This window comes from Streptomyces sp. NBC_00285 (assembly GCF_036174265.1).
In the GTDB taxonomy this organism is placed as follows: Bacteria; Actinomycetota; Actinomycetes; order Streptomycetales; family Streptomycetaceae; genus Streptomyces.
On the sequence record NZ_CP108055.1, the window covers coordinates 4,857,022 to 4,878,106 of the forward strand.

Sequence of the window (21,085 nt, forward strand, 5' to 3'; positions counted from 1 at the left end):
TCACCGCCCCTTCGGCAGCCCGAGAATGCGTTCGGCCACGATGTTCCGCTGGATCTGCGAGGTCCCGGCCGCGATGGTGTACGACAGCGAGGACAACCGGTCGAGCACCCAGGGCCGTTCGAGATCCAGTGACTCCGGGCCCAGGACCTCCGCCGCCGTGTCGTACAGCTCCTGGCGCGCGTGCGAGTAGCCCAGTTTGAAGACCGAGCCCCCCACGCCGGGCACCCCGCCGTTCGCCTCCGCCTCGCTCACGTTCCACTGCGTCAGCCGCCACAGCGCCCGGAAGTCGGCGTTCAGCCGCCCCAGCCGCCGCCGCAGCACCGGATCGTCCCAGCGCCCGTTGTCCCGTGCCGTGCGGGCGAGTTCGCCGAGCACGCGGCGGCAGGCGACCACCTCGCCCACGAAGGCCGTACCGCGCTCGAAGGACAGCGTCACCATGGTCACGCGCCAGCCGTCGTTCTCGTCGCCCACCCGGTTCGCCACCGGCACCCGCACCTCGTCGAGGAACACCTCGGCGAACTCGGCGGACCCGGCGAGGGTGCGGAGAGGGCGGACCACGACCCCCGGCGCGGACATGGGCATCGCCAGCCAGGTGATCCCGCGATGCTTCGGCGCCTTCGGGTCCGTCCGCACCAACAGCTCGCACCAGTCGGCGACTTCGGCGTGCGAGGTCCAGATCTTGGAGCCGGTCACCACGTAGTCGTCGCCGTCCCTGTGCGCGCGGGTGCGCAGCGCCGCGAGGTCGCTCCCGGCCTCCGGTTCGCTGAATCCCTGGCACCAGACCTCCTCGCCGCGCAGGATCGGCGGCAGCCAGCGGTCCCGCTGCCCGGCGGTGCCCTCGGCGGCGATGGTCGGCCCGGCGTGGAGCAGTCCCACGAATCCGGCGCCCACGTAGGGCGCGCCCGCGGTCTCCGTCTCCTCCAGAAAGATCAGCCGGGTGGTCGGGGAGGCATCCCAGTGCACATGCGCGTACCCGGCGTCGTAGAGCATGCGCTGCCAGCCGAGGTCATAGGCCCTGCGCCCCGGCCAGTCCTCCGGGGACGGCTGCGGCGGCAGTCCGGGGAGCGCCTTGGCGAGCCACTCGCGCAGCCGTGCCCGGAACTCCTCCTCCTCCGGCGTGTACGCGAGATCCACGGCGGCCCCCATATCTGATTACCCGTCAGACAGCGCTCGTGCACGAAGGCTAGGTCCCGCACCCCTGGACCGACAAGGCGTCGAGCCCTACGCTCTGCCCACGATCTGACTACCCGTCAGCTCCACAAGGGGGCCGCCGTGACCGACACCGCCCACACGCTCAGCGCGTCCCGCACCCTCTGGGACCTCCTCGCCCGCCGCGCCGACCTGACCCCCGACCGCCCGGTCCTCCTCCAGGACGACCGCACCCTCACCTTCGGCGAACTGCGCACGCGCGGCGAGCGGGTGGCGGCCGGCCTGTACGGCATGGGCGTACGCCCCGGGACGGTCGTCGCCTGGCAGCTGCCCACCCGGATCGAGACGGCTCTGCTCTCCTTCGCACTCGCCCGCCTGGGCGCCGTGCAGTCGCCGGTCATCCCGTTCTACCGGGACCGCGAAGTCGGCTTCGCCCTCAGGGAGTCCAAGGCGGAGTTCTTCGCCGTGCCGGGTGTCTGGCGCGGCTTCGACCACACCGAGATGGCACGCCGGCTCGGCGCGAGGGGCGTCTTCGAGGCGTACGACGACCTCCCGGACGGCGACCCGGGCGTCCTGCCCGCCCCGCCCGCCGACGGCACCTCCGTGCGGTGGATCTACTGGACCTCGGGGACCACGTCCGACCCCAAGGGCGTTCTCCACACGGACCGTTCACTGATCGCGGGCGGCTCGTGCCTCGCGCACGCGCTGCGGCTCACCGCGGACGACGTGGGGTCGATGGCCTTCCCGTACGCGCACATCGCGGGGCCCGACTACACCGTGATGCTGCTGCTGTACGGCTTTCCCGCGGTGATGTTCGAGCAGTTCGCGCTGCCGGACGCGCTGGAGGGCTACCGCAAGCACGGGGTCACGGTGGCGGGCGGCTCGACGGCGTTCTACTCGATGTTCCTCACCGAGCAGCGCAAACAGCCCGGCGTCAGGATCATCCCGACCCTGCGGCTGCTCGCCGGCGGCGGGGCGCCCAAACCGCCGGAGATCTACCACGCCGTCGTACGGGAGTTGGGAGCGCAGCTGACCCACGGGTACGGCATGACCGAGGTCCCGATGATCACGATGGGGGCGCCGGACGACACCGTGGAGAACCTGGCGACGACGGAGGGGCGGCCCCCGGAGGGGATGTCCGTGCGGATCGTGGACGGCGAGGTGCGGCTGAAGGGGGAGGCCGTCTGCCAGGGGTATCTGGACCCGGCGCAGACGGCGGAGGCCTTCGACGAGGAGGGGTTCCTGCGCACCGGCGACCTGGGGTTCGTGAAGGACACCGGCCATCTGGTGCTCACCGGCCGGCTCAAGGACGTGATCATCCGCAAGGGCGAGAACATCTCGGCCAAGGAGATCGAGGACCTGCTGGCCGCCCACCCGGCCGTCGGGGACGTGGCGGTGATCGGGCTGCCGGACCCCGAACGTGGGGAACGCGTGTGTGCCGTCGTGGAACAGCCCGAGGGCGCCGAGGAGTTGACCCTGGACGCCATGACCGCGTATCTGCGTGCGGAGGGTCTGTCCACCCACAAGCTGCCGGAGCAGTTGGAGGTGGTGGACGCCCTTCCGCGCAACGAGGCCCTGCGGAAGGTCCTGAAGTACAAGCTCAGGGAGCGTTATTCGGGGACGGTGAAGTAACGGGCGAAGGCGGGCACGATCTCGGCCTCGCCGATCCTGCCGTCGCCGTCGGTGTCCAGGGCCGCGGCGGCCGCCTGCGCGATGTCCTCGCCCACGCCCAGGATGGTGAGCACACGCGCGGTGTCCTCGACGGTGGCGCGTCCGTCGCCGTCCTGGTCGGCGACGTCGATCGCCGCGTGCAGGAAGGGGCGGGCGATCTCGGCGAACCGGTCCGGGTTGTCGCGCAGGCGCTTGAGCGCGCCGCCCACGAACTCGTCCCGGGTGATCCGCTGATCGCCGTCCCGGTCCGCGATTCCGGCCATGCCCTGCCAGAACGCCTCCGCGCCGGCGTACAGCGCCTGCCCCTTGTCGGAGCGTGCCGTCGTGGCGAACTCCGTGAGCAGCGCCTTGGCCGCCACGTTGAAGTCCTCGCGGTCGATGTAGCCGTTGCCGTCCTGGTCGAAGGTGGCGAACCGGTCGGCAATCCTGTGCTCGTACTCACTGCTGACCATGTCTTTTCGGACCGCCTCACATCACATCGGGTGCGTCTCGCACGGAGCGTACGACGCGAGCGGCGCCCCGGGGGCCGGATGACGGCGCCTGTGCCAAGACCGGGAGAATTCCGGGACAACGGCGTGGCAGTCGGGGTGCCCCAGGTCACAACCGTGCGGGCTTACTGACTTACACGCTTACGGGTCTGCGCGCGTGCGGGGTCCGGCGTGCGGGGTCCGGCGTCCCGGTCCGGCGTACTGGCCCGGCGTACGGGGTCCTGGGTCGGCGCGCGGGGTCCGGCGTGCCGGGTCGGCGTACGGGCTCAGTCGTGCGGGCTCCGGCATCCCGGTCCGGCGTACTGGCCCAGGCTCCCAGGTCCTACGTGCCGGCTCAGACGCGCCCGGTCCGACGTACCCGCCCAGGCGTCCCAGCCCAACGCACGGACGTCTACGGGCCCAGCCCGACCTACTGGCCCAGGCGTCCCGGCCCGGCGTACAGGCCCAGGCGTCCCAGCCCGGCGTACAGGCCCAGGCGTCCCGGCTCAGGCGGACAGGGGTTTTGCCTCGTCGTCGGTTGCCGAGTCCAGGTCCGGGTGGACCTCGAACAGGCGGCGGACGCCCAGCGCGCCGAGGACGCGGTTGACGTGGGAGCCCTCGGCGGCGCCCTGTTCCGGAAGGATCAGGCGCAGTTCGCCCTGGCAGGAGCGGATGAGGCGGCGGGAGGCGATGAGGACTCCGACGCCACTGGAATCGCAGAAGTAGACCTCCGAGAGGTCCAGGACGAGACTGTGCTGCCCCTCGGCCACCACGTCGTGGACGTGCTGGCGGAGCACCGGCGAGGTCACCAGATCCAGCTCGCCCGACACACTGAGTACGGCCCAGTCGCCCTGCTCGTCGCCGGTCACGTTGAACGCCACCACCATGCCTTTCGCTCGCGGACAGCAAACGGAAGCTTTTCCTACGCTTCCTTGCAGCGCGGCTGCCCAGCGGCCGTTCCCTGAAACTCTGACCGAGAAACGGAAAACGTTCAAAAGAGGCTTGTTTTAGTCGGCTTCGATCCTGTTCGATCGGGTCTGATCAATGAGTGCACGGGTAGACAAGGTCCACTACCACCTGAGGCCCCTCGGGGGGCGCGCATTGGAACAAAGGGGCGTGCGCTGCCGGAGGTGCCGACTACATTCGAGGAGACAGTGGGCGCAGGCTTGACTCGGACACTTCCAGGGGTGAGGGGGCCGCATGGCGAAGAAGGACGCACCGCCCCGTTGGGACCGCAAGATGCAGCAGCGACTCGCACGCGGTGAGGCGGCCGCACTCGGTGAGCTCTACGACCGTTTCGCTTCACTCGTGCACGGACTTGCCCACCGAGTGCTCGAAGACGAACGCGCCGCCGACGGCATCACCCGGGACGTCTTCATCCACGTCTGGGAGCACCCCGAGGCCTACGACCCCAAGCAGGGCCCGCTGCGCTCCTGGGTCGCCGGTCTGACCCACCGCCTGGCCGTGCAGCGGCTGCGCGTCACCGAGACCGCCGCACTCACCGAGGGCGGCGAGGGCGCGGTCGCCGACACCGAGGAGCTGGAGCACAAGGTGCGCCGCGCCTCGGTCGCGGCCCGCGCCGACTACATCGTCCAGGCCATGCCCACCCCGCTGCGGGCCGCCCTGGAACTGGCCTACTTCCAGCGCCGCGACTACCGCCAGACCGCCGCCGACCTCGGCGTCACCGAGGACGAGGCCCGCCGCCGCCTCCGCCTCGGCCTGCAACTCCTGTCCACCGCCCACGACACCGGAGCGCCTGGTGCTCCGCCGGGATACGGGGGCGCGGCGTGAGCGACCGTTCCGAGGGATACGACGACCACGAAGGACCCGGGAAACCGCCCTCCGGCGAAGGCAAGGGCGGCTCCGATCCCAGCCGGCCGCCGCGCATACCCCTGCCCCGGGTCTCCGTGGAGGACACCGGCCGGCCGCTGCCCGCCCTGGACGAACCGCCCCGTCCCGCTCCCCTCGTTCTGGAGCACCATGTGCTGAAGGCGCTGCTCGGGGCGTGGGCGCTGGCCGCCTGCTCCGCGCAGGAGACGGCCGCCGTGGAGGATCACCTCGGCGACTGCGGCTCCTGTGCCGACGAGGCGCTGCGGCTGCGCGGGGCCGTGGGACTGCTCCAGCGCCCGGAGAGCCTCGACCTGGACCCCGGTCTGCGCACCCGCGTCCTCGACGGCTGTCTCGACCGGCGCCCGCCGCGCATCCCGCTGCCCGGGTGGGCCACGCCGTACGACGCCGAGACCGCCCGGCTCGACGCGCTGCTCCAGGACTTCGGGGACGCCGAGTGGCACGCCCCGGTCAGGCTGCGCTGGTTCGACGCCGACGAGGCCACGAGCCGCCGTACGACGGTCGCCGGGGTCATCGCCCACCTGCTGTCCGTCGACGGTCTCGTCGCGGTCGCCCTGGGCCTGGACGATCCGATGGGCGAGGTCCCCGCGGACGTGCCCACCCCAGCGGGCCGCACCGAGGCGTACTGGCGGGCGTCCCACTTCCCGCCGACCCGTTCGGTCCGGGCCCCCTGGCGTGAGCAGAGCCACGACCTCGTGCGCACGGTGTCCTTCACCGGCGGCACCGCCGGGAAGCTCGCGGTGGCGTACGGCGACTTCGAACTCCCCCTCCACGACGCGATGCTGGACCGCGCCTTCGAGTGCTGGGTCCACGCGGAGGACATCGCGGAGGCGGTCGACTACCCCTACCAGCCCCCGTCCCCGCGCCACCTCAACCGCATGATCGACCTGGCGGCCCGCGTGTTGCCCGCGGTGCTGGCGGAGCGGCGGCAGAAGGGGCTGGCGTCACCTGTCCCCGGACGGCACCTGGCACCCGTCGGGGAGCCGGGGCGCAGTCTGCGGCTGGAGATCGAGGGCCTGGGCGGCGGCGAGTGGCTGATCCCCCTCGACTCCCCCGCGGCGGTGGGTTCCTCGGCGCACGAGGTCGCCCATGTGGCGCTGGACGGGGTCGAGTTCTGCCACCTTGCCGCGGGCCACGTGTCTCCTGCGGAAGCTGCGGCGGGTCAACTGGGTGACCGCGAGGCCATCAGGGACGTACTGCGTGCGGCGGCGAGCTTGAGCCGGATGTAGGGGCGGGCCCGGTGGGGGCCGTTCGCGCCCACGGGTGCACCGAAGGTGCTTCAGGGGCGCGGGGAACTGCGCGATCAGCCACAGACGGCCCGCAGCCGCCCTACGACAGTCGGCCCCGGCTCCTAGGCGAACACGACCGTCCGGCGGCCGTTGAGCAGAATCCTGCGCTCGGCATGCCACTTGACCGCTCGCGCCAGTGCCTGGCACTCCACGTCCCGCCCGATCGCCACCAGTTGGTCCGGCGTGACGTCATGCGCCACCCGCTCGACCTCCTGCTCGATGATCGGCCCCTCGTCGAGGTCGGCGGTCACGTAGTGCGCCGTCGCGCCGATCAGCTTCACACCCCGCGCGTGAGCCTGGTGATACGGCTTCGCGCCCTTGAAGCTCGGCAGGAACGAGTGGTGGATGTTGATGATCCTGCCGCTCAGCTGCTTGCACAGGTCGTCGGAGAGCACCTGCATGTACCGGGCGAGGACGACCAGTTCGACGTCCTGCTCCCGCACCAGCTCCAGCAGCCGCGCCTCCGCCTCGCCCTTGTTCTCCCGCGTCACCGGAATGTGGTGGAAGGGAACGTCGTACGAGCCCACGAGTTCGGCGAACTCGGTGTGGTTGGAGACCACGGCGGCGATGTCCACCGGGAGGGCGCCGATACGGGCCCGGAACAGCAGGTCGTTCAGGCAGTGCCCGAACTTGCTGACCATGAGCACGACCCGCATCCGGTCCTCGGCCCGGTTGAGCTGCCAGTCCATGTGGAAGGAGTCGCCGATCGCCGCGAAGCTCGCCCGCAGCTTGTCCACCGTCACCGGCGACTGGGCCGAGAAGTGGACGCGCATGAAGAACAGTCCCGTGTCGTGGTCGCCGAACTGCTGGCTGTCCTCGATGTTGCAGCCGGTCATGAAGAGATAGCTCGACACGGCGTGCACGATGCCCTGCTTGTCGGGGCAGGACAGGGTCAGGACGTAGCTCTCGGCCGGGGCCGCGGCTCGGGTGGACTGCGCGTTCATGCAGGACAGGGTCGCATACCGGCAGAACGGGCGCGGCCCGCGTCCGTCACGCGGACCGGGTCATGATCTGGAGCAGCTGGAGCGTGCGCGGGGGCGCATCGGGGTCGTCCCCGTCGGCCACCGCCAGCCGCACGTGTGCGTCGCGGGCGGCCCGCACGGCGTCCGGCCACCCCGGGTTCTCCATGTACACGGAGACGGGGGCATCGGGCCCGACCTGGTGCATGATCCGCAGCACGCGCAGGACGGCGGTGTCAACGAGCGCCGCCTCCTGGGAGTCCCGGAAGATCGTGCCCACGTATTTCTCGGCGGACCAGCTGTCCAGCCAGGTGTCCTCGACGAGTCGGTACACGGCGTCGGTGACGTCCCCGTACCCCTCGGCGCCGGCCAGCCAGACACTCTGCTGGAACCCTGGGTCGGAGAGCATGTGCAGCGCGGAGCGCACATTGCTGCGCCAGCGCCACCACGGCATGTCGTTCAGTGGCATGCCGCCCATGGTGGGGGAGCGACGGCCGCGACGGGAAGAGTTCTCCGAACCTTGCACGGTCATCGATCGTACGTTCTTCCCCTGTATGTGCCCCACGGGCCCCCGTTGTTCACCTTTACGTCACCTTTCATTGACCGAGAGTCACTTCCGAGTTGGCGATGTGACGGAAGCGTGTGTGCCCATGACCGGCAGGCGACGCATCCGCAGCACCTTCCTCCTCGAGCACCACCGGCCCGTCAGAGCCACCGTCCGCGCGGCGGGAGCGCTGCTGGCGTGTGCCTCGCTCGCCGCCGGTTGCGGGGTCGTCCCCGGTACCACGGGGGGTTCCGGGGGCGCCTCGATCAAGGTCATGACCTGGGCGCCCACGGACACCAACGCGACCAACAAGCCTGGCATGCCCGCCTTCGCGCAGGCCTACGCCCGCTGGATCAACTCCAGGGGCGGCATCAACGGCCACAAGCTCACCGTCCTGACCTGCAACGACCACAACAACGGGGTGGCCGCCGCGAAGTGCGCCCGGCGCGCGGTCAAGGAGAACGTCGTCGCGGTCGTCGGCTCCTACAGCCAGTACGGCGACTCGTTCTTCCCGCCCCTGGAGGGCTCGGGCATCCCCTACATCGGCGGCTACGGCGTCACCAACGCGGAGTTCACCAGCCCGCTGTCCTACCCCGTCAACGGCGGCCAGCCCACGCTGCTGGCCGGCCTCGGCAAGGAGCTCGCCTCGACCTGCGGCGCCGTCACCCTCGTACGGCCCGACACCATCGCGGGCGACGAGCTGCCCGTGCTGCTGGACTCGGGGCTGACCACCGGCGGGCACAGGGCCGCGAGCGACGTGCGGGCGGCGGACGACGCCACCGAGTACTCGGCACAGTCGACGAAGGCCCTCGGCAGCTCGGCCTCCGGCACCTCGGGCTCTGCTTCCGGCTCGGCGAAGGAGGGCTGCGTGGTGCCCGCACTCGGCGACCGCACCAGCACCTTCATGGACTCCTTCCGGCGCGCCCGCAAGGACTACCCCACGGTACGCACGGCCATGGCGCTGGGCAGCGTCGACCAGACGGTGATCGACGCGTCCGGCGGGGCGTCGGGGCCCTACGAGGGGTCGTACATCAGCGGCTGGTACCCGGTGGAGGGTGATGCCCGCTGGGCCGGGATGAAGAAGGTCATCAGCGGGGAGGCCTTCGGCGACAACCGCATCGACTCGGCGGACGCGGGTGTGCAGACCACCTGGATCGCCTACACGGTGTTCAGGAAGGCCGTCGAGTCGCTCGGCGGCGGGGAGGTGTCCGCCGACAGCGTTCGCGGCGCCCTCAACGACGGGCTCAAGATTCCGACCGGCGGACTGACGCCGACCCTGCAGTGGGCCACCCGGGACACCTGGAGCGCCTCGGACGACCTCGCCTCGGTCGGCTTCCCGCGCATGGTGAACGCCAACGTGACGCTCCAGGTCGTACGCAAGGGCCAGCTCGTGGCGGCCCGCAAGGGCTTCACCGACGCGACGAAGACGCTCAAGAACGCCGACCTCGACTGACCCCGCGGGGGCGCGTGCCACGCCCCCGCACGGGCACCTACAGCTGGGTCGCCGAGCGCTCGGTGAGGCTGTACTTCTTCGCGATGGCGTTCCACAGCCGGGCCGCCCTGGCCTTCTCGGTGCTGGCGGTGCCGCTGTCCCGGTTTCCGGCCGCCGTCTGGCCGGTGACCCGGGCCTGGCCCTTCTTGCAGCCCTTCTTGCCGGCCGACTGGTCGGCCCAGGCCGCGTAGTGGTTGTCGGCGGACGCGGACGCCTGCCAGGCCCTGGTGAGCGCGGCGGTCAGCTCGGTGTGGCTCGCCAATTGGTCGACGGAGAGCGCCTTCAGCCGGGTCACCAGCTCGGTGCGCTGGGTCGCCGCGTCCCGGAGGTCCTTGGCGGCCTGGGGGAGGTTGTTGCAGGACTTCACGTTCGCCACCGCACTGATCACCGAGGAACGGCTGTTGCCGCTGTCGGCGAGCAGCTTGTCCAGCTCGGTGGCCTGCGTCTTCGCCGCGTCCGTGGACGCAGAGGCGGACCCGTCGCTCGCGGGGGCCGTCGCCGACACGGTCTGGTTCTTGTCGCTCCCGTCGTCGCTCCCGCCGCCGCCCCCGGCGAGCAGCGCGCCCGCGCCGACACCGAGCACGACGATGCCGATACCCACGGCGGCGATGACGGGCACCCGCGATCGCCTGCCGCGGCCCTGGTCGCCGTGGTCGTCGTAGCCGTCACCGCCCGGCGGGACGTACGGCGGCTGCTGCGCGGCGTACGACGGCTGCCGTCCCCCGTACCCGAGCGATACGGGCTCGGGCTGGGCGAAGCGCGGCAGTTGCTGCGTGGACGGGGGGCCGCCGTCGCCGCCGGACCCGCGGAAGAGGTTGTCGAACTCGGAGGGCGGCTGCCGGTCCCCGCCATAGGCCGCGCCGGGGTCGTGTCCGGGCACGGGCGCGATGAACTGCGTCGCGTCGGCATCGGAACCGGCCGGGGCGCCGGGCGGGAACGGGGCCGCGTACTGCGGGGGCTGGGCGCCGTACGGGGCCTGCTGCCTCGGGTACTGGGCCGCCTCGGCGGACACCTCGGGCGGGAGCGCGCCGGGGCGGACGGGCGGAATGTACTGGGTGGCCCCCTCGTAGGGGGCGGGGGCGGCCGCGACCGGCGGGATGAACTGCGTGGCGCCCTCGTCGGCGGGCGGCTGCGGGGCGGGTGCCGACGGAAGCGGCTGACCGACCGGGGGCAGGTAGTACGAGGTCGGCTCGTCCGTGTTGTACGCCGGAGCCGCGGGCTGCTGCGGAACACCGCCACCCGGAGCCCCGTAGGCCGCCACCTGCCCCTCCTGCGCGGGCAGCGGCTGGGACTGCGGGGCGGGGGCCGACGGAAGCGGCTGACCCACCGGGGGCAGGTAGTACGAGGTCGGCTCGTCCGTGTTGTACGCCGGAGCCGCAGGCTGCTGCGGAACACCACTACCCGGAGCCCCGTAGGCCCCCACCTGCCCCTCCTGCGCGGGCAGCGGCTGGGCCTGGGGCGGTATGCCCCAGGTCTGGGTGGCCGGCTGCGACCAGTCCTGGGCAGGGGCCTGGTCGGGGCCCCACGTGGTGCCCCACGCCTGCCCGCCGGGCGGCTGGCCGTATCCCTGGTCGCCGGCGGGCGGGCCGTACGCCCCACCAGGCGGGCCGCCCTGCGCCGGGCCCTCGTGGCCACCACGCGGGGGATCGCCGTAACCGCCCGTCCGTCCCGGCAGCAGGGGTTCCCCGCCGTCGGAGGGCAGCACGATGCCTTCGCGCGCTTCGCGCGCCGAGGGCTGCTCGCCCTGTCCACTCTGCGTCACCGGGACTCCTACTTATGGGGGAACTTCGGAATCGTCGGCTCACGCTACCGGGTCCTCCGAGCCCGGTGCCACGTAGCACAGGTCGTGACCTGCGCCCCTGTGACCGCAGTAACAGTTCCCTGGTGATCATGTGACGGTTCCGGGCCCGGATCCGCTGTATAAGGCCCCCCTCTACGCCGCCGCCTGGAGATCCAGCCGGGCCCCGAACTCCCTCACCACCGCCTCGTCCCGGAACGGGTCAAGGCGTTGCTGGAAGTCGTCGAGGTACTCCGCGCCCCGGTTGGAGCGGACGCTCTCCAGCAACTCCACCGCCTTCAGGCCGGTGTTGCAGGCCTGTTCGATCTCGCGCTGCTGCACCTGCGCCGTGGCGAGCAGGACGTAACCGATGGCCCTGCGGCGCGCCTTGGTCTCGGGGAGCCCGTCCAGGGACTCCTGCGCGCACCGCGCCGCCGCGTCGGCCTGGCCGAGGTCGCGGTGGCAGTGGGCCAACTCGTCGGCCAGATACGCCTCGTCGAAGTGCGCGATCCACGCCGGGTCGTCGCCGGTGGACGGGTCCGCCGCCTCCAGCGCGTGCACGGCCCGCCCGGACGCCGCCTGGGTGGCCCGCGCGTCGCCCATGAGCGCGTGCCCGCGGGCCTCCGCCGCGTGGAACATGGCCTCCGCGCGCGGTGTCACGCGACCCCGCGCCCCTTCCTGCGCCGCCCGCGCCAACTGGGCGATCTCGCGCGGGTTCCCGAGCTGCGCGGCGAGGTGGCTCATGGACGCGGCGAGCACATAGCCGCCGTATCCGCGGTCGCCCGCCGCCTGCGCGAGCCGCAGCGCCTGGATGTAGTACCGCTGGGCCAGGCCCGGTTGCCCGGTGTCGATCGCCATGTACCCGGCGAGCTCGGTCAGTCGGGCGACCGCGGCGAACAGATCACGCCCCACGGCCTCCCGGTACGACCCGGCGAGCAGCCCGGAGACCACGCTGTTGAGGTAGTGCACGACGACCGGGCGCACATGCCCGCTGCCGTACTGGTGGTCGAGGTCCACGAGGGCCTGTGTCATCGCCCGGACGGCCGCCACGTCGGACTGCCCCACCCGGGGGCCCGCCGCACGCGCGACCTGCGAGTCGGGCGAGGAGATCAGCCAGTCGCGGCTCGGCTCGACCAACGCGGACGCGGCGACGGAGGAGCCGGACAGGAAGTCCCTGCGGCCCACGTCACTGCGCCACAGCTCACACACCTGCTCGATGGCGCCCAGTACCGTCGGCGAGAACTGGAGCCCGACACCGGAGGCGAGGTTCTTGCCGTTGGCCATGCCGATCTCGTCGATCGTGACCGTACGGCCGAGCTTGCGCCCGAGCGCCTCCGCGATGATCGCGGGCGCCCTGCCCCGCGGCTGCTGTCCGCGCAGCCAGCGGGCCACGGACGTCTTGTCGTAGCGCAGGTCGAGGCCGTGCTCGGCGCCGCACATGTTGACCCTGCGGGCGAGCCCTGCGTTCGAGCACCCCGCCTCCTGGATGAGCGCCTGCAACCGTTCGTTCGGCTGCCGCGCGACGAGAGGCCTTGCGGCCATGGCGTACCCCCTGTGGCTGCGGTGCCTGCCCACGCACCGAGTTGACGTGTCTTCCACTTCCGGACCAGGTCGGTGTGAACGAAAAGATCCGGCCGCGAAGATCAATGCCCCGCAGAGACAGCTAAAATGCGAGGCATGCGAGGATTGCCGGGGCGAAGGCAGAAGCCTGCCCCTCTCGTGGCTACCCAGCTCACGCCCCGGTTCCTCCCGCGCGCCCCCACACGTGCATCCATGCGCCCCAGATGCCGTACCGATGCTCCTCCCCCGCGCGCGCTACAGCCGTAACCCGAGGTGGGCGCGGGAGTTGTGTTGAGCGTGGAAGAGACGATCGCGGGCCCCGAAGCCGCTCAGATTCCGAAGCAGCGCGGGGAATCGCTGCTGGAGACAGCCGTACGTTACGCCGAGGAACGCCACTGGGACGTCTTCCCCGGCACCTGGCTGGAAGCCGTCGACGGGGTGCAGCGCTGCTCCTGCGGGGACGGCGCGTGCGCCGCACCCGGGGCGCATCCCGCGCGGGAGGACTGGGCGACCCAGGCCACCGGCAGTGCGACGGTCGCGCGCCGGATGTGGTCCAAGCAGCCGACGGCCTCGATCCTGTTGCCGACGGGGCGGACCTTCGACGCGATCTCCGTCCGGGACACCGCGGGGTTCCTGGCGCTGGCCCGTATGGAGCGGATGGAGTTGACGCTGGGGCCCGTGACGCTGACGCCGGATCGCCGGATGCAGTTCTTCGTGCTGCCCGGTGCGTCGGTGAAGCTGCCGGAATCGATCCGCAGGCTGGGCTGGGCCCCCGCCTCCCTCGACTTGGTCGCGCTCGGCGAGGGAGCGTATGTCGCGGCGCCTCCCACGCGGTTCGGGTCGTCCGGGGCCGTGCAGTGGGCCTGCCGTCCGACGCCTGCGAACCGCTGGCTGCCGGATGCCGAGGAGCTGATCTCGCCGCTTGCCTATGCGTGCGGCCGGGATCGGTGATGTGCGCCCGCGCGGCGGAGCCGGATAATCAAACACAGCCGCGCACGCCTAAGGTTGACGTTCATGACGTCGGCCGTAAGTGTGCGTGGGCTCTGGAAGCGGTTCGGGCAGCAGATCGCCGTTGCCGGGATTGATCTCGAACTGCCTGCCGGGAAGTTCATCGGTCTCGTCGGGCCCAACGGGGCCGGGAAGACCACCACGCTCTCCATGGTGACCGGGCTGTTGCGGCCCGACGAGGGTTCCGTCTCGGTCGTCGGGCACGACGTGTGGCGGGATCCCGTCGAGGTGAAGGCCCGGATCGGGGTCCTGCCCGAGGGGCTGCGGCTGTTCGAGCGGTTGTCGGGGCGTGAACTGCTCGCGTACAGCGGGCGGTTGCGGGGGCTGCCCGGTGCCGAGGTGGACAAGCGGGCCGGCCAGCTGCTCGACGTACTCGATCTCGCGGGGGCCCAGCACAAGCTGGTCGTCGACTACTCGACCGGGATGCGGAAGAAGATCGGGCTGGCGGCCGCTCTGCTGCACAATCCCGAAGTGCTGTTCCTCGACGAGCCGTTCGAGGGCGTCGACCCGGTCTCCGCGCAGACCATCCGAGGGGTCCTGGAGCGGTACACCGCCTCCGGCGCCACCGTCGTCTTCTCCTCGCATGTGATGGAGCTCGTGGAGTCCCTGTGCGACTGGGTGGCCGTGATGGCCGCCGGCCGCATCCGCGCCCACGGGCCGCTCGACGAGGTGCGCGGCAGTGCGCCCTCACTGCAGCGCGCGTTCCTAGAACTGGTGGGCGCACACGGGCAGAACACCGGTGCCGACCTGGACTGGCTGGGCGGCGGGGCGCGATGACCCAGGACATCACCCCGGTCGTCGTACGGCTGAAGCTGTCCCTGCTCAGGAACGGTCTGCGGCAGTCCGGTGGGCGGCGGGCCGCCTACGTCGCCTCGGCGCTCGCCGTGCTCCTCTTCTCCGTCCTCCAACTGCTCGGGCTCATCGCCCTGCGCGGCAACGAACACGCCGCGTCCGTCGTCGTCCCGCTGGTCGCCCTGCTGACGGTCGGCTGGGCCGTGATGCCGCTGTTCTTCCCCGGCGGCGACGAGACCCTCGACCCCACCCGCCTGGTCATGCTGCCGCTGCGGCCCCGGCCCCTCGTGCGGGCGCTCCTCGCGGCCTCGCTGGTCGGCATCGGGCCGGTGTTCACGCTGTGCCTGCTCGTCGGGTCCGTCGTCTCGGTCGCGCACGGCGGTGCCGCCTACGTCGTCGGCGTCCTCGGGACCGGGCTCGCGCTGCTGGTCTGCGTGGCGCTGGCGCGGACGGTCGCCGTGGCCAACATCCGGCTGCTGACCAGCCGCAAGGGCCGCGATCTCGCGGTGCTGAGCGGACTGATCATCGCCGTCGGCGCCCAGGTCGTGAACTTCGGGGTGCAGCGGCTCGGTTCGGGCGGCCTGGGGCAGCTGGACGGGCCGACGGCCGTGCTGAAGTGGATCCCGCCCGCGTCGGCGATCGGGGCGGTCGACTCGGTGAGCGAGGGGTCGTACGGCGTCGCCGTCCTGCAACTCGCCCTGTCCGCCGCCGCTCTGGCGGGCCTGCTGGCCCTCTGGGCCCGCCATCTGACCCGGCTGATGACCTCGCCCGACGGCTCCACGCTCCCCTCCGCCCAGGGGGCCGCCCGTGAGCGGGGTTCGACCGGACTCGCCCGTCTGCTGCCCGCCGGGCGCACCGGCACCGTCATGGAACGCAGCCTGCGCTATGTGTGGCGCGACCCCAAGACGAAGGCCGCGTGGGTGACGTCGCTGGCCATCGGGCTGATCGTGCCGGTGTTCAACGCGGTGCAGGGCACCGGCTCGATCTACTTCGCCTGCTTCGCCGCGGGCATGCTCGGTGTGCAGATGTACAACCAGTTCGGGCAGGACACGTCCGCGTTCTGGATGGTCGCGCTGACCATCTCCTCGACCCGCGACGCCTACGTCGAACTACGCGCGCGTGCCCTGGCGCTGCTGCTGATCACACTGCCGTACGCCACCCTCGTCACCGTCCTGACGACCGCGCTGATCGGCGACTGGCCGAAGCTGCCCGAGGTGCTCGGACTGTCCTTCGCGCTGCTCGGGGCGATGCTGGCGACCGGGGCGTGGTCGTCGGCGCGCTTCCCGTACTCGATTCCGCAGGAGGGCTACAAGAACGTGGCCCCCGGGCAGTCCGGTCTCGCCGCTGCCGCCGTCGTGGGCGGCATGGTCTCGGCCGCCCTGCTGAGCGCGCCCGTGATCGCCCTGACCATCTGGGCGAACGTCAGCGCGGACGGCGACGAGTGGAGCTGGCTGCTGTTGCCGGTGGGCGCGGTCTACGGCGCGGTGATCACCTTCGGGGGGCTGCGGCTCGCGGCACCGCGGACGGCCCGGCTGCTGCCGGAGATCCTGATGGCGGTCAGCAAGGGCTGACACACGGCCCGCGGGTGCCGTACGAGCCTGCGGGTGCCGGTGTTCGAATGTCGGACCCGCCGTTTAGAGTGATCCGAGCGACTCCTGTGAGGTGTGAACCAGGAGGGTCGCCAAGGGGATCAGGGGCGAGGGGGCTTTTTTCATGATCGGTGTTCGAAGATCCGCCGGGGCGGGGCTGTGCGGGGCGGTACTCGCCGCGTCCGTGCTTCTCGCGCCCCCGGCCGCGGCGGCTCCGGCGGCGGGCGGCACAGGGACGATCGCCGCCAGCCCGGCGCCGCACGGCGTCGAGTTGGGCAACGGCGACCGGGTGGACCTCGTCGGCGGCCGCAACCTCCGCGTCACCGCGGCGGACAGCGCGGAGCGGACCCGCTACGCGATCGCCTCCGTCGACGGCAAGGTCTCGGTGCGGCCGAGCGCGGAGCACGCGGCGGACCGGGAGCCGGCGAGCCTCGCGCTGAAGTCGGCGGCCCCCGCCGCGGCGACGGCCGCCGCCCCGACGTACTCCGTGAAGCTGACGATCACGCACGCGGACGTCGCGAGCAAGGGGTTCTACGTCTGGAACCGCAAGACCTGGACGTCGTACGCGGTGAACAGCGACGCGTACGGGCCGACGTCGAGCGTGAAGCTGCCGTCGGGCGACTACTTCGCGGTGGCACTGCACTCCGACTGGCTCCGGCCGAGCTATCTGCTCGCCCAGTCCTTCACGGTCGGCTCGGCCGCCAGGACAGTGAGCTTCGACGAGCGGACCGCCAAGGAGACCGGCATCCGCACCGACGACACCACCGCCACCCGGCAGTCCGCGGCGGTCTGGCTGAGCCTGCCGGGCGGTGACCTGGCGGGCTTCGCGGGCTCCGACGACGCCAAGGTGTACGTCACGCCGTTCACGATGCCGGGCGTCTCGCTGCGCATCCACGACGTCCTGGCGAAGAAGGGCTCCTCGGTGAACGTACCGAGCCCCTACCGCTACGACCTCACCCACAGCTTCACGAACACCGTGCCCGCCTCGCCGGTCAAGAACGTCACCCGGGCCTCCCTCGCGAGGACCGTCACCCAGGTCCGCGCCCCGGGCGCCCGGACCACCGCCGTCCTGCAGAGCGTCCCGGACTTCGGCGAGTGGACCGGCGTCTACATCGGTTCCGCGGTGCCGGCGTTCAATGCGCTCACCGAGTACGTCACCCCGGGCGTCGAGTACGGCCGGATCCTGGACTACGCCACCTTCGAGCAGTACCTGAACCTGCCCGCCCGCAGACTGTCCGCGGGCAGCAACACGGGTGAGGCGCTGGGCACGGGCCCGTTCCAGCCGGTGCACGCGGCGGACACCGGCTCACAGCTCTACAACGGCAGGCTCTCCCTGGACGAGGCGAGCGCGTTCGGCGACTCCAACGGCCACCAGGGGTACGACACCCGCGCACTGTCCGCGTACAAGGTGACGGGCGAGGACGGCGTGGTCTACGCCGACGGTTCGGGCATCGACTCGTCCCATTCGCTGACGTCCTCGGCACTGCCGGCGAACCAGCAGTCGTACACCCTCCGGCAGACCCTGCACCGCCGGGTACCGTACGCGCGGCTGGCGACGGACCTGAGCGACGAGTGGACGTTCCGCGCCAGCAGCACCTCCACGGGCACCTCGAACCGTGAACTCCCGCTGATCGACGCCCAGGTGAAGGTCTCGGGCCTCGACGCCCTCGGCCGGACCGCCGCCGGGACCCTGCGGATCTCCGCGAAGGCGACCACCCGCGGCGTCGACGCGGCCACCGCGAACACCCGCGTCACGGGCCTGTCCGCCTCGCCGGACGACGGCACGACCTGGACCGAACTGACGCTCGCGGCCGACGGTTCGGCGCAGTACGTCCTCCCGGACGAGGCCCCCTACATCACCCTGCGCGTCACCGCCGTCGACGACCGGGGCGGCAGCCTCACCCGCACCCTCGTGCGGGCCTTCGCGGGCCGAGGCACGCCGGGCGACGAGACGGTCGGCTCGACCCGTATCTCCCACGTCGTCGTCAACGGCGGCAAGCCGGTCCGGCTCCACGACCAGCCGCTCCAGGAGTTCACGGCGACCTTCACCGCCACCGACCCGTCCGGCATCGCGAGCGGCGACATGTACCTCTACAAGGGGTCCTACGACGTCCCGAGCGCGGTCCTCTACGGCAGCTGGCCCGCGTCCTGCACCAAGGTGAACGCGACGACGGCGACCTGCACGACCCAGTTCGCCTACATCCAGCCGCGCTGGAACTTCGGGCGCAACGCCCTCGCCGGCACCTGGCAGGCGGCCGCCTGGGCCGAGTCCACCGACGGCAGCGGACACACCGACCGGCACGCGGTGAAGTCGGTGCCGCTGGTGCGGGACGCGGTCCTCACGGCCAACGCCTCGCCCGAGCCCGTCGCCAGGAACAAGACCCTCACCGTCACCGGGAAGCTGTCCCGGGCCGACTGGGAGACCCTCGGCGGCTTCCACGGGTACGTGGGCCAGAAGGTCGCGCTCCAGTTCCGCAAGAAGGGCGCGTCCACGTACACGACCGTGAAGACGGTCACGACGAACAGCACGGGGAACCTGAAGACCACGGTCAAGGCGACCGCGGACGGCTACTGGCGCTACTCCTTCACGGGCAGCGTCACGACCGCGAGCGCCACGGCCGGCGGCGACTACGTCGACGTGCGCTGACGTCACCCGGCAGACCCCCGGCGGAGCCGATCCGCCGGGGGTCTGCCGTCTCCTGTCAGGGTTCCCGGCCGGTGTCCTTGGCGTCGTCGGAGCTGTCCGTGCCGTCCGGGGTGTCCAGGCCGTCCAGGAAGGGCTCTATGGCTGCCCGCCAGGCCTCCGGCTGGTCGTAGTGGACGAGGTGGCCGGCGTCGGCGACCTCCGCGTACTCGCCGCGGGGCAGGACGCGGACCATCTCCTGGGCCTCGGCCCGGCCCAGCTCGCCGTCGAGGCCGCGGACCACCAGGGCGGGGCACCTGACCTGGGTGAGTTCCTCCCAGTGGGCGTCGTAGACCCAGGTCTCGCGGGACTGGAGCATCTGCTCGGGCTCGAAGACGGGGCGCCAGCCGTCGGGGGACTCGGTCATCACCTCCGCGTAGAACTCGCCGCGCGCCGGGTTGGGGCGTTCCACCCAGGGGTCGTCCTCGCCGAACCATTTGCGGACGTCGGCGAGTGTGGCGAAGGGGGCGGGCCAGGCCTTGAACCACTCGCCCCACTCCCGCTGCGAGGCGCCGCCGAGGGCGGAGGCCCGCATGTCGCAGATGATCACTCCGCGGACCAGGTCGGGTCGCCGGGCGGCGAGCTGCCAGGCGGTCAGGGCGCCCATCGCGTGTCCGATGAGGACGGTCGGGGCGAGGCCGAGCTGTTCCAGGGCGGCCTCGGCGTCCTCGACATACGCGTCACGGGTGAAGGAGGCCCGAGGGGGCTTGTCGCTCTGGCCGTGGCCGCGCTGGTCGAGCGCGATCGCCCGGTAGCGCTCGGACAGCCAGCGGGCGGTGGACGCCCAGTGCGAGGCACGGCCCATCAGGCCGTGGAGTAACAGCACCCCGGGTGATCGTTTCTCCACGGCTTCCCTCGCCGGGTCGGCCAGGTCGGCCGTATCCGTCGGGTCGGCCTTGGGAGGATCGCCGAACTCCCAGGCCGCGAGTCGTACGCCGCCCGCCCCGGTCACGTCGATGCGCCGCGCCATTGGCACCCCCCTAGCTCCCCAGACCGCTGTGCCTGCCCCGTCTGCCGCTTCTCTGCCTCACATCTCTGCAGCGCACATCCTGCGCCCCCCGTCACCCCAGATTATCGAATGCGTATTCGAAAATGGGGTCTTGCCCGGCAACACCCCTCGTTCGAGTGACCTCGCTCAAGGAATGATCGCCGCCGCCGAGGGGAGATCTTCAGCGGGAGGCGGACCGCTCGGGGACATCGGTCCGAGGGGAATGACCCTGGGAGCTCGGGGCTCCGGGTCAGCACAGGGGAGGACAGGCCCCGGCACCGAAAGGTGCCGGGGCCATCCATACGTCTACGGCACATCTGCCCGCCCCCTCAGGTCATATGCCTCACGCGACAGCCTCGCACGGGAAGCGTCGAAGCGCTGCGATTCCGCACACCGAATCCCGATTCGACGAGCCCCCGAAAGGCCACAACCGCCTCACAGATCCCGGCAATTGAGAACCGCTGCCGCCCCGCGCGGCCGGTCAGCGCTTGGCGACGAACACATGCGAGGCGACGTCCGACTCCAGCTCGGCCGCCTCGCCGCCACTGCCCACCAGCACCCCGCCGGGCGACTCCGTCACGCTCACCACCGAACCGGGCTGCACGCCCGCCCGGCGCAGCGTGTACATCAGCTGCGCGTCCGTCTGGATCGGCTCGCCGATACGGCGTACGACGACCGTCTTGCCGTCGAGACCCGGGTCCAGATCGGCCAGCGACACCATGCCCTCGTCCAGGAACGGATCGGCTCCGTCCTTCTCGCCCAGCTCCTCCAGACCCGGGATCGGGTTGCCGTACGGCGACTCGGTGGGGTGGCGCAGCAGCTCCAGCACCCGGCGCTCCACCGCCTCGCTCATCACGTGCTCCCAGCGACACGCCTCCGCGTGGACCTGCTCCCACTCCAGGCCGATCACGTCGACGAGCAGGCACTCCGCGAGCCGGTGCTTGCGCATCACACGCGTGGCCAGTCGCCGGCCCTCGTCCGTCAGCTCCAGATGCCGGTCACTGGCGACCGACACCAGTCCGTCGCGCTCCATCCGTGCCACGGTCTGGCTGACCGTCGGTCCGCTCTGGTCCAGCCGCTCGGCGATCCGGGCGCGCATGGGGACCACACCTTCCTCCTCCAGCTCGAGGATGGTGCGGAGATACATCTCCGTGGTGTCGATCAGTCCGGACATACGTGCCCCTTGATGAGATCTGCCGGAAGCACGACAGCTTTCCGGCGTGTGCGCTGGCCCTGACGTCAATTCTGCCGGATACCACTGACAAGCGT

The 21,085-nt window shown here is 71.5% G+C and carries 17 protein-coding genes; 8 read left to right on the plus strand and 9 right to left on the minus strand.

All coding sequences use genetic code 11. The annotated features are described in order from the left end of the window. Positions 1-1,134: an acyl-CoA dehydrogenase family protein gene (locus OHT57_RS22265; protein ID WP_328748239.1), complete on the minus strand. Its 1,134-nt coding sequence runs from the start codon at positions 1,132-1,134 to the stop codon at positions 1-3. A 138-nt stretch (positions 1,135-1,272) separates the two neighbouring features. Here OHT57_RS22265 and OHT57_RS22270 point away from each other — a divergent pair, with 138 nt between their 5' ends. Continuing rightward, positions 1,273-2,781 (plus strand): class I adenylate-forming enzyme family protein, encoded by a 1,509-nt coding sequence (locus OHT57_RS22270; RefSeq protein ID WP_328748240.1) that lies wholly within the window; start codon positions 1,273-1,275, stop codon positions 2,779-2,781. Here OHT57_RS22270 and OHT57_RS22275 read toward each other — a convergent pair. After that, the gene (locus OHT57_RS22275) at positions 2,760-3,272 is read right to left on the minus strand and encodes an EF-hand domain-containing protein (protein WP_328748241.1); all 513 of its coding nucleotides are present in this window, start codon (positions 3,270-3,272) and stop codon (positions 2,760-2,762) included. The two genes, OHT57_RS22270 and OHT57_RS22275, sit on opposite strands and share 22 nt — an antisense overlap. A 521-nt stretch (positions 3,273-3,793) precedes the next feature. Further along, complete coding sequence (locus OHT57_RS22280) at positions 3,794-4,174, minus strand: STAS domain-containing protein (RefSeq protein WP_328748242.1); 381 nt, start codon at positions 4,172-4,174, stop codon at positions 3,794-3,796. Between the two features lie 313 nt (positions 4,175-4,487). On the opposite strand from OHT57_RS22280, the gene OHT57_RS22285 reads away from it, so the two are divergent. Both OHT57_RS22285 and OHT57_RS22290 read left to right on the plus strand, forming a co-directional pair. Further along, a complete protein-coding gene (locus tag OHT57_RS22285) occupies positions 4,488-5,078 on the plus strand; it encodes a sigma-70 family RNA polymerase sigma factor (RefSeq protein ID WP_328748243.1) in 591 nt (196 codons plus the stop codon). Then, on the plus strand, positions 5,075-6,364 hold the full coding sequence (locus OHT57_RS22290) for an MDMPI N domain containing protein (RefSeq protein WP_443053470.1): 1,290 nt from the start codon (positions 5,075-5,077) through the stop codon (positions 6,362-6,364). The genes OHT57_RS22285 and OHT57_RS22290 overlap by 4 nt, the downstream gene beginning before the upstream one ends. A 122-nt stretch (positions 6,365-6,486) precedes the next feature. On the opposite strand, the gene purU is transcribed toward OHT57_RS22290, so the two are convergent. Both purU and OHT57_RS22300 read right to left on the minus strand, forming a co-directional pair. Then, positions 6,487-7,368 carry a formyltetrahydrofolate deformylase gene (gene purU, locus OHT57_RS22295; protein WP_328748244.1) on the minus strand — a complete coding sequence of 294 codons (882 nt, stop codon included), beginning with the start codon at positions 7,366-7,368 and terminating at the stop codon, positions 6,487-6,489. 46 nt (positions 7,369-7,414) lie between these two features. After that, on the minus strand, positions 7,415-7,915 hold the full coding sequence (locus tag OHT57_RS22300; protein ID WP_328748245.1) for an SCO4402 family protein: 501 nt from the start codon (positions 7,913-7,915) through the stop codon (positions 7,415-7,417). Between the two features lie 118 nt (positions 7,916-8,033). Here OHT57_RS22300 and OHT57_RS22305 point away from each other — a divergent pair, with 118 nt between their 5' ends. Next, complete coding sequence (locus tag OHT57_RS22305; protein WP_328748246.1) at positions 8,034-9,380, plus strand: ABC transporter substrate-binding protein; 1,347 nt, start codon at positions 8,034-8,036, stop codon at positions 9,378-9,380. A gap of 37 nt (positions 9,381-9,417) precedes the next feature. Here the strand turns inward: OHT57_RS22305 and OHT57_RS22310 are convergent, their stop codons facing one another. Beyond that, positions 9,418-11,181 (minus strand): hypothetical protein, encoded by a 1,764-nt coding sequence (locus tag OHT57_RS22310; protein WP_328748247.1) that lies wholly within the window; start codon positions 11,179-11,181, stop codon positions 9,418-9,420. Between the two features lie 171 nt (positions 11,182-11,352). Beyond that, positions 11,353-12,738: a transcriptional regulator gene (locus tag OHT57_RS22315; RefSeq protein ID WP_328748248.1), complete on the minus strand. Its 1,386-nt coding sequence runs from the start codon at positions 12,736-12,738 to the stop codon at positions 11,353-11,355. Between the two features lie 306 nt (positions 12,739-13,044). Between OHT57_RS22315 and OHT57_RS22320 the strand changes: the two genes are divergently transcribed. From OHT57_RS22320 to OHT57_RS22335, 4 genes are all read left to right on the plus strand, one after another. Beyond that, positions 13,045-13,707: a bifunctional DNA primase/polymerase gene (locus OHT57_RS22320; protein ID WP_328748249.1), complete on the plus strand. Its 663-nt coding sequence runs from the start codon at positions 13,045-13,047 to the stop codon at positions 13,705-13,707. A gap of 63 nt (positions 13,708-13,770) precedes the next feature. Beyond that, the gene (locus tag OHT57_RS22325) at positions 13,771-14,541 is read left to right on the plus strand and encodes an ABC transporter ATP-binding protein (protein WP_328748250.1); all 771 of its coding nucleotides are present in this window, start codon (positions 13,771-13,773) and stop codon (positions 14,539-14,541) included. Next, entirely contained in the window at positions 14,538-16,127 is a 1,590-nt protein-coding gene (locus OHT57_RS22330; RefSeq protein ID WP_328748251.1) for a transporter, read from the plus strand. The genes OHT57_RS22325 and OHT57_RS22330 overlap by 4 nt, the downstream gene beginning before the upstream one ends. 142 nt (positions 16,128-16,269) lie before the next feature. Beyond that, positions 16,270-18,792, plus strand: a complete 2,523-nt coding sequence (locus OHT57_RS22335; RefSeq protein WP_328748252.1) for a hypothetical protein — start codon at positions 16,270-16,272, stop codon at positions 18,790-18,792. 55 nt (positions 18,793-18,847) lie between these two features. Here the strand turns inward: OHT57_RS22335 and OHT57_RS22340 are convergent, their stop codons facing one another. Both OHT57_RS22340 and OHT57_RS22345 read right to left on the minus strand, forming a co-directional pair. Beyond that, the gene (locus OHT57_RS22340; RefSeq protein WP_328748253.1) at positions 18,848-19,798 is read right to left on the minus strand and encodes an alpha/beta fold hydrolase; all 951 of its coding nucleotides are present in this window, start codon (positions 19,796-19,798) and stop codon (positions 18,848-18,850) included. A gap of 499 nt (positions 19,799-20,297) precedes the next feature. Beyond that, a complete protein-coding gene (locus OHT57_RS22345) occupies positions 20,298-20,990 on the minus strand; it encodes a metal-dependent transcriptional regulator (protein WP_328748254.1) in 693 nt (230 codons plus the stop codon). Between the last annotated feature and the right edge of the window lie 95 nt (positions 20,991-21,085).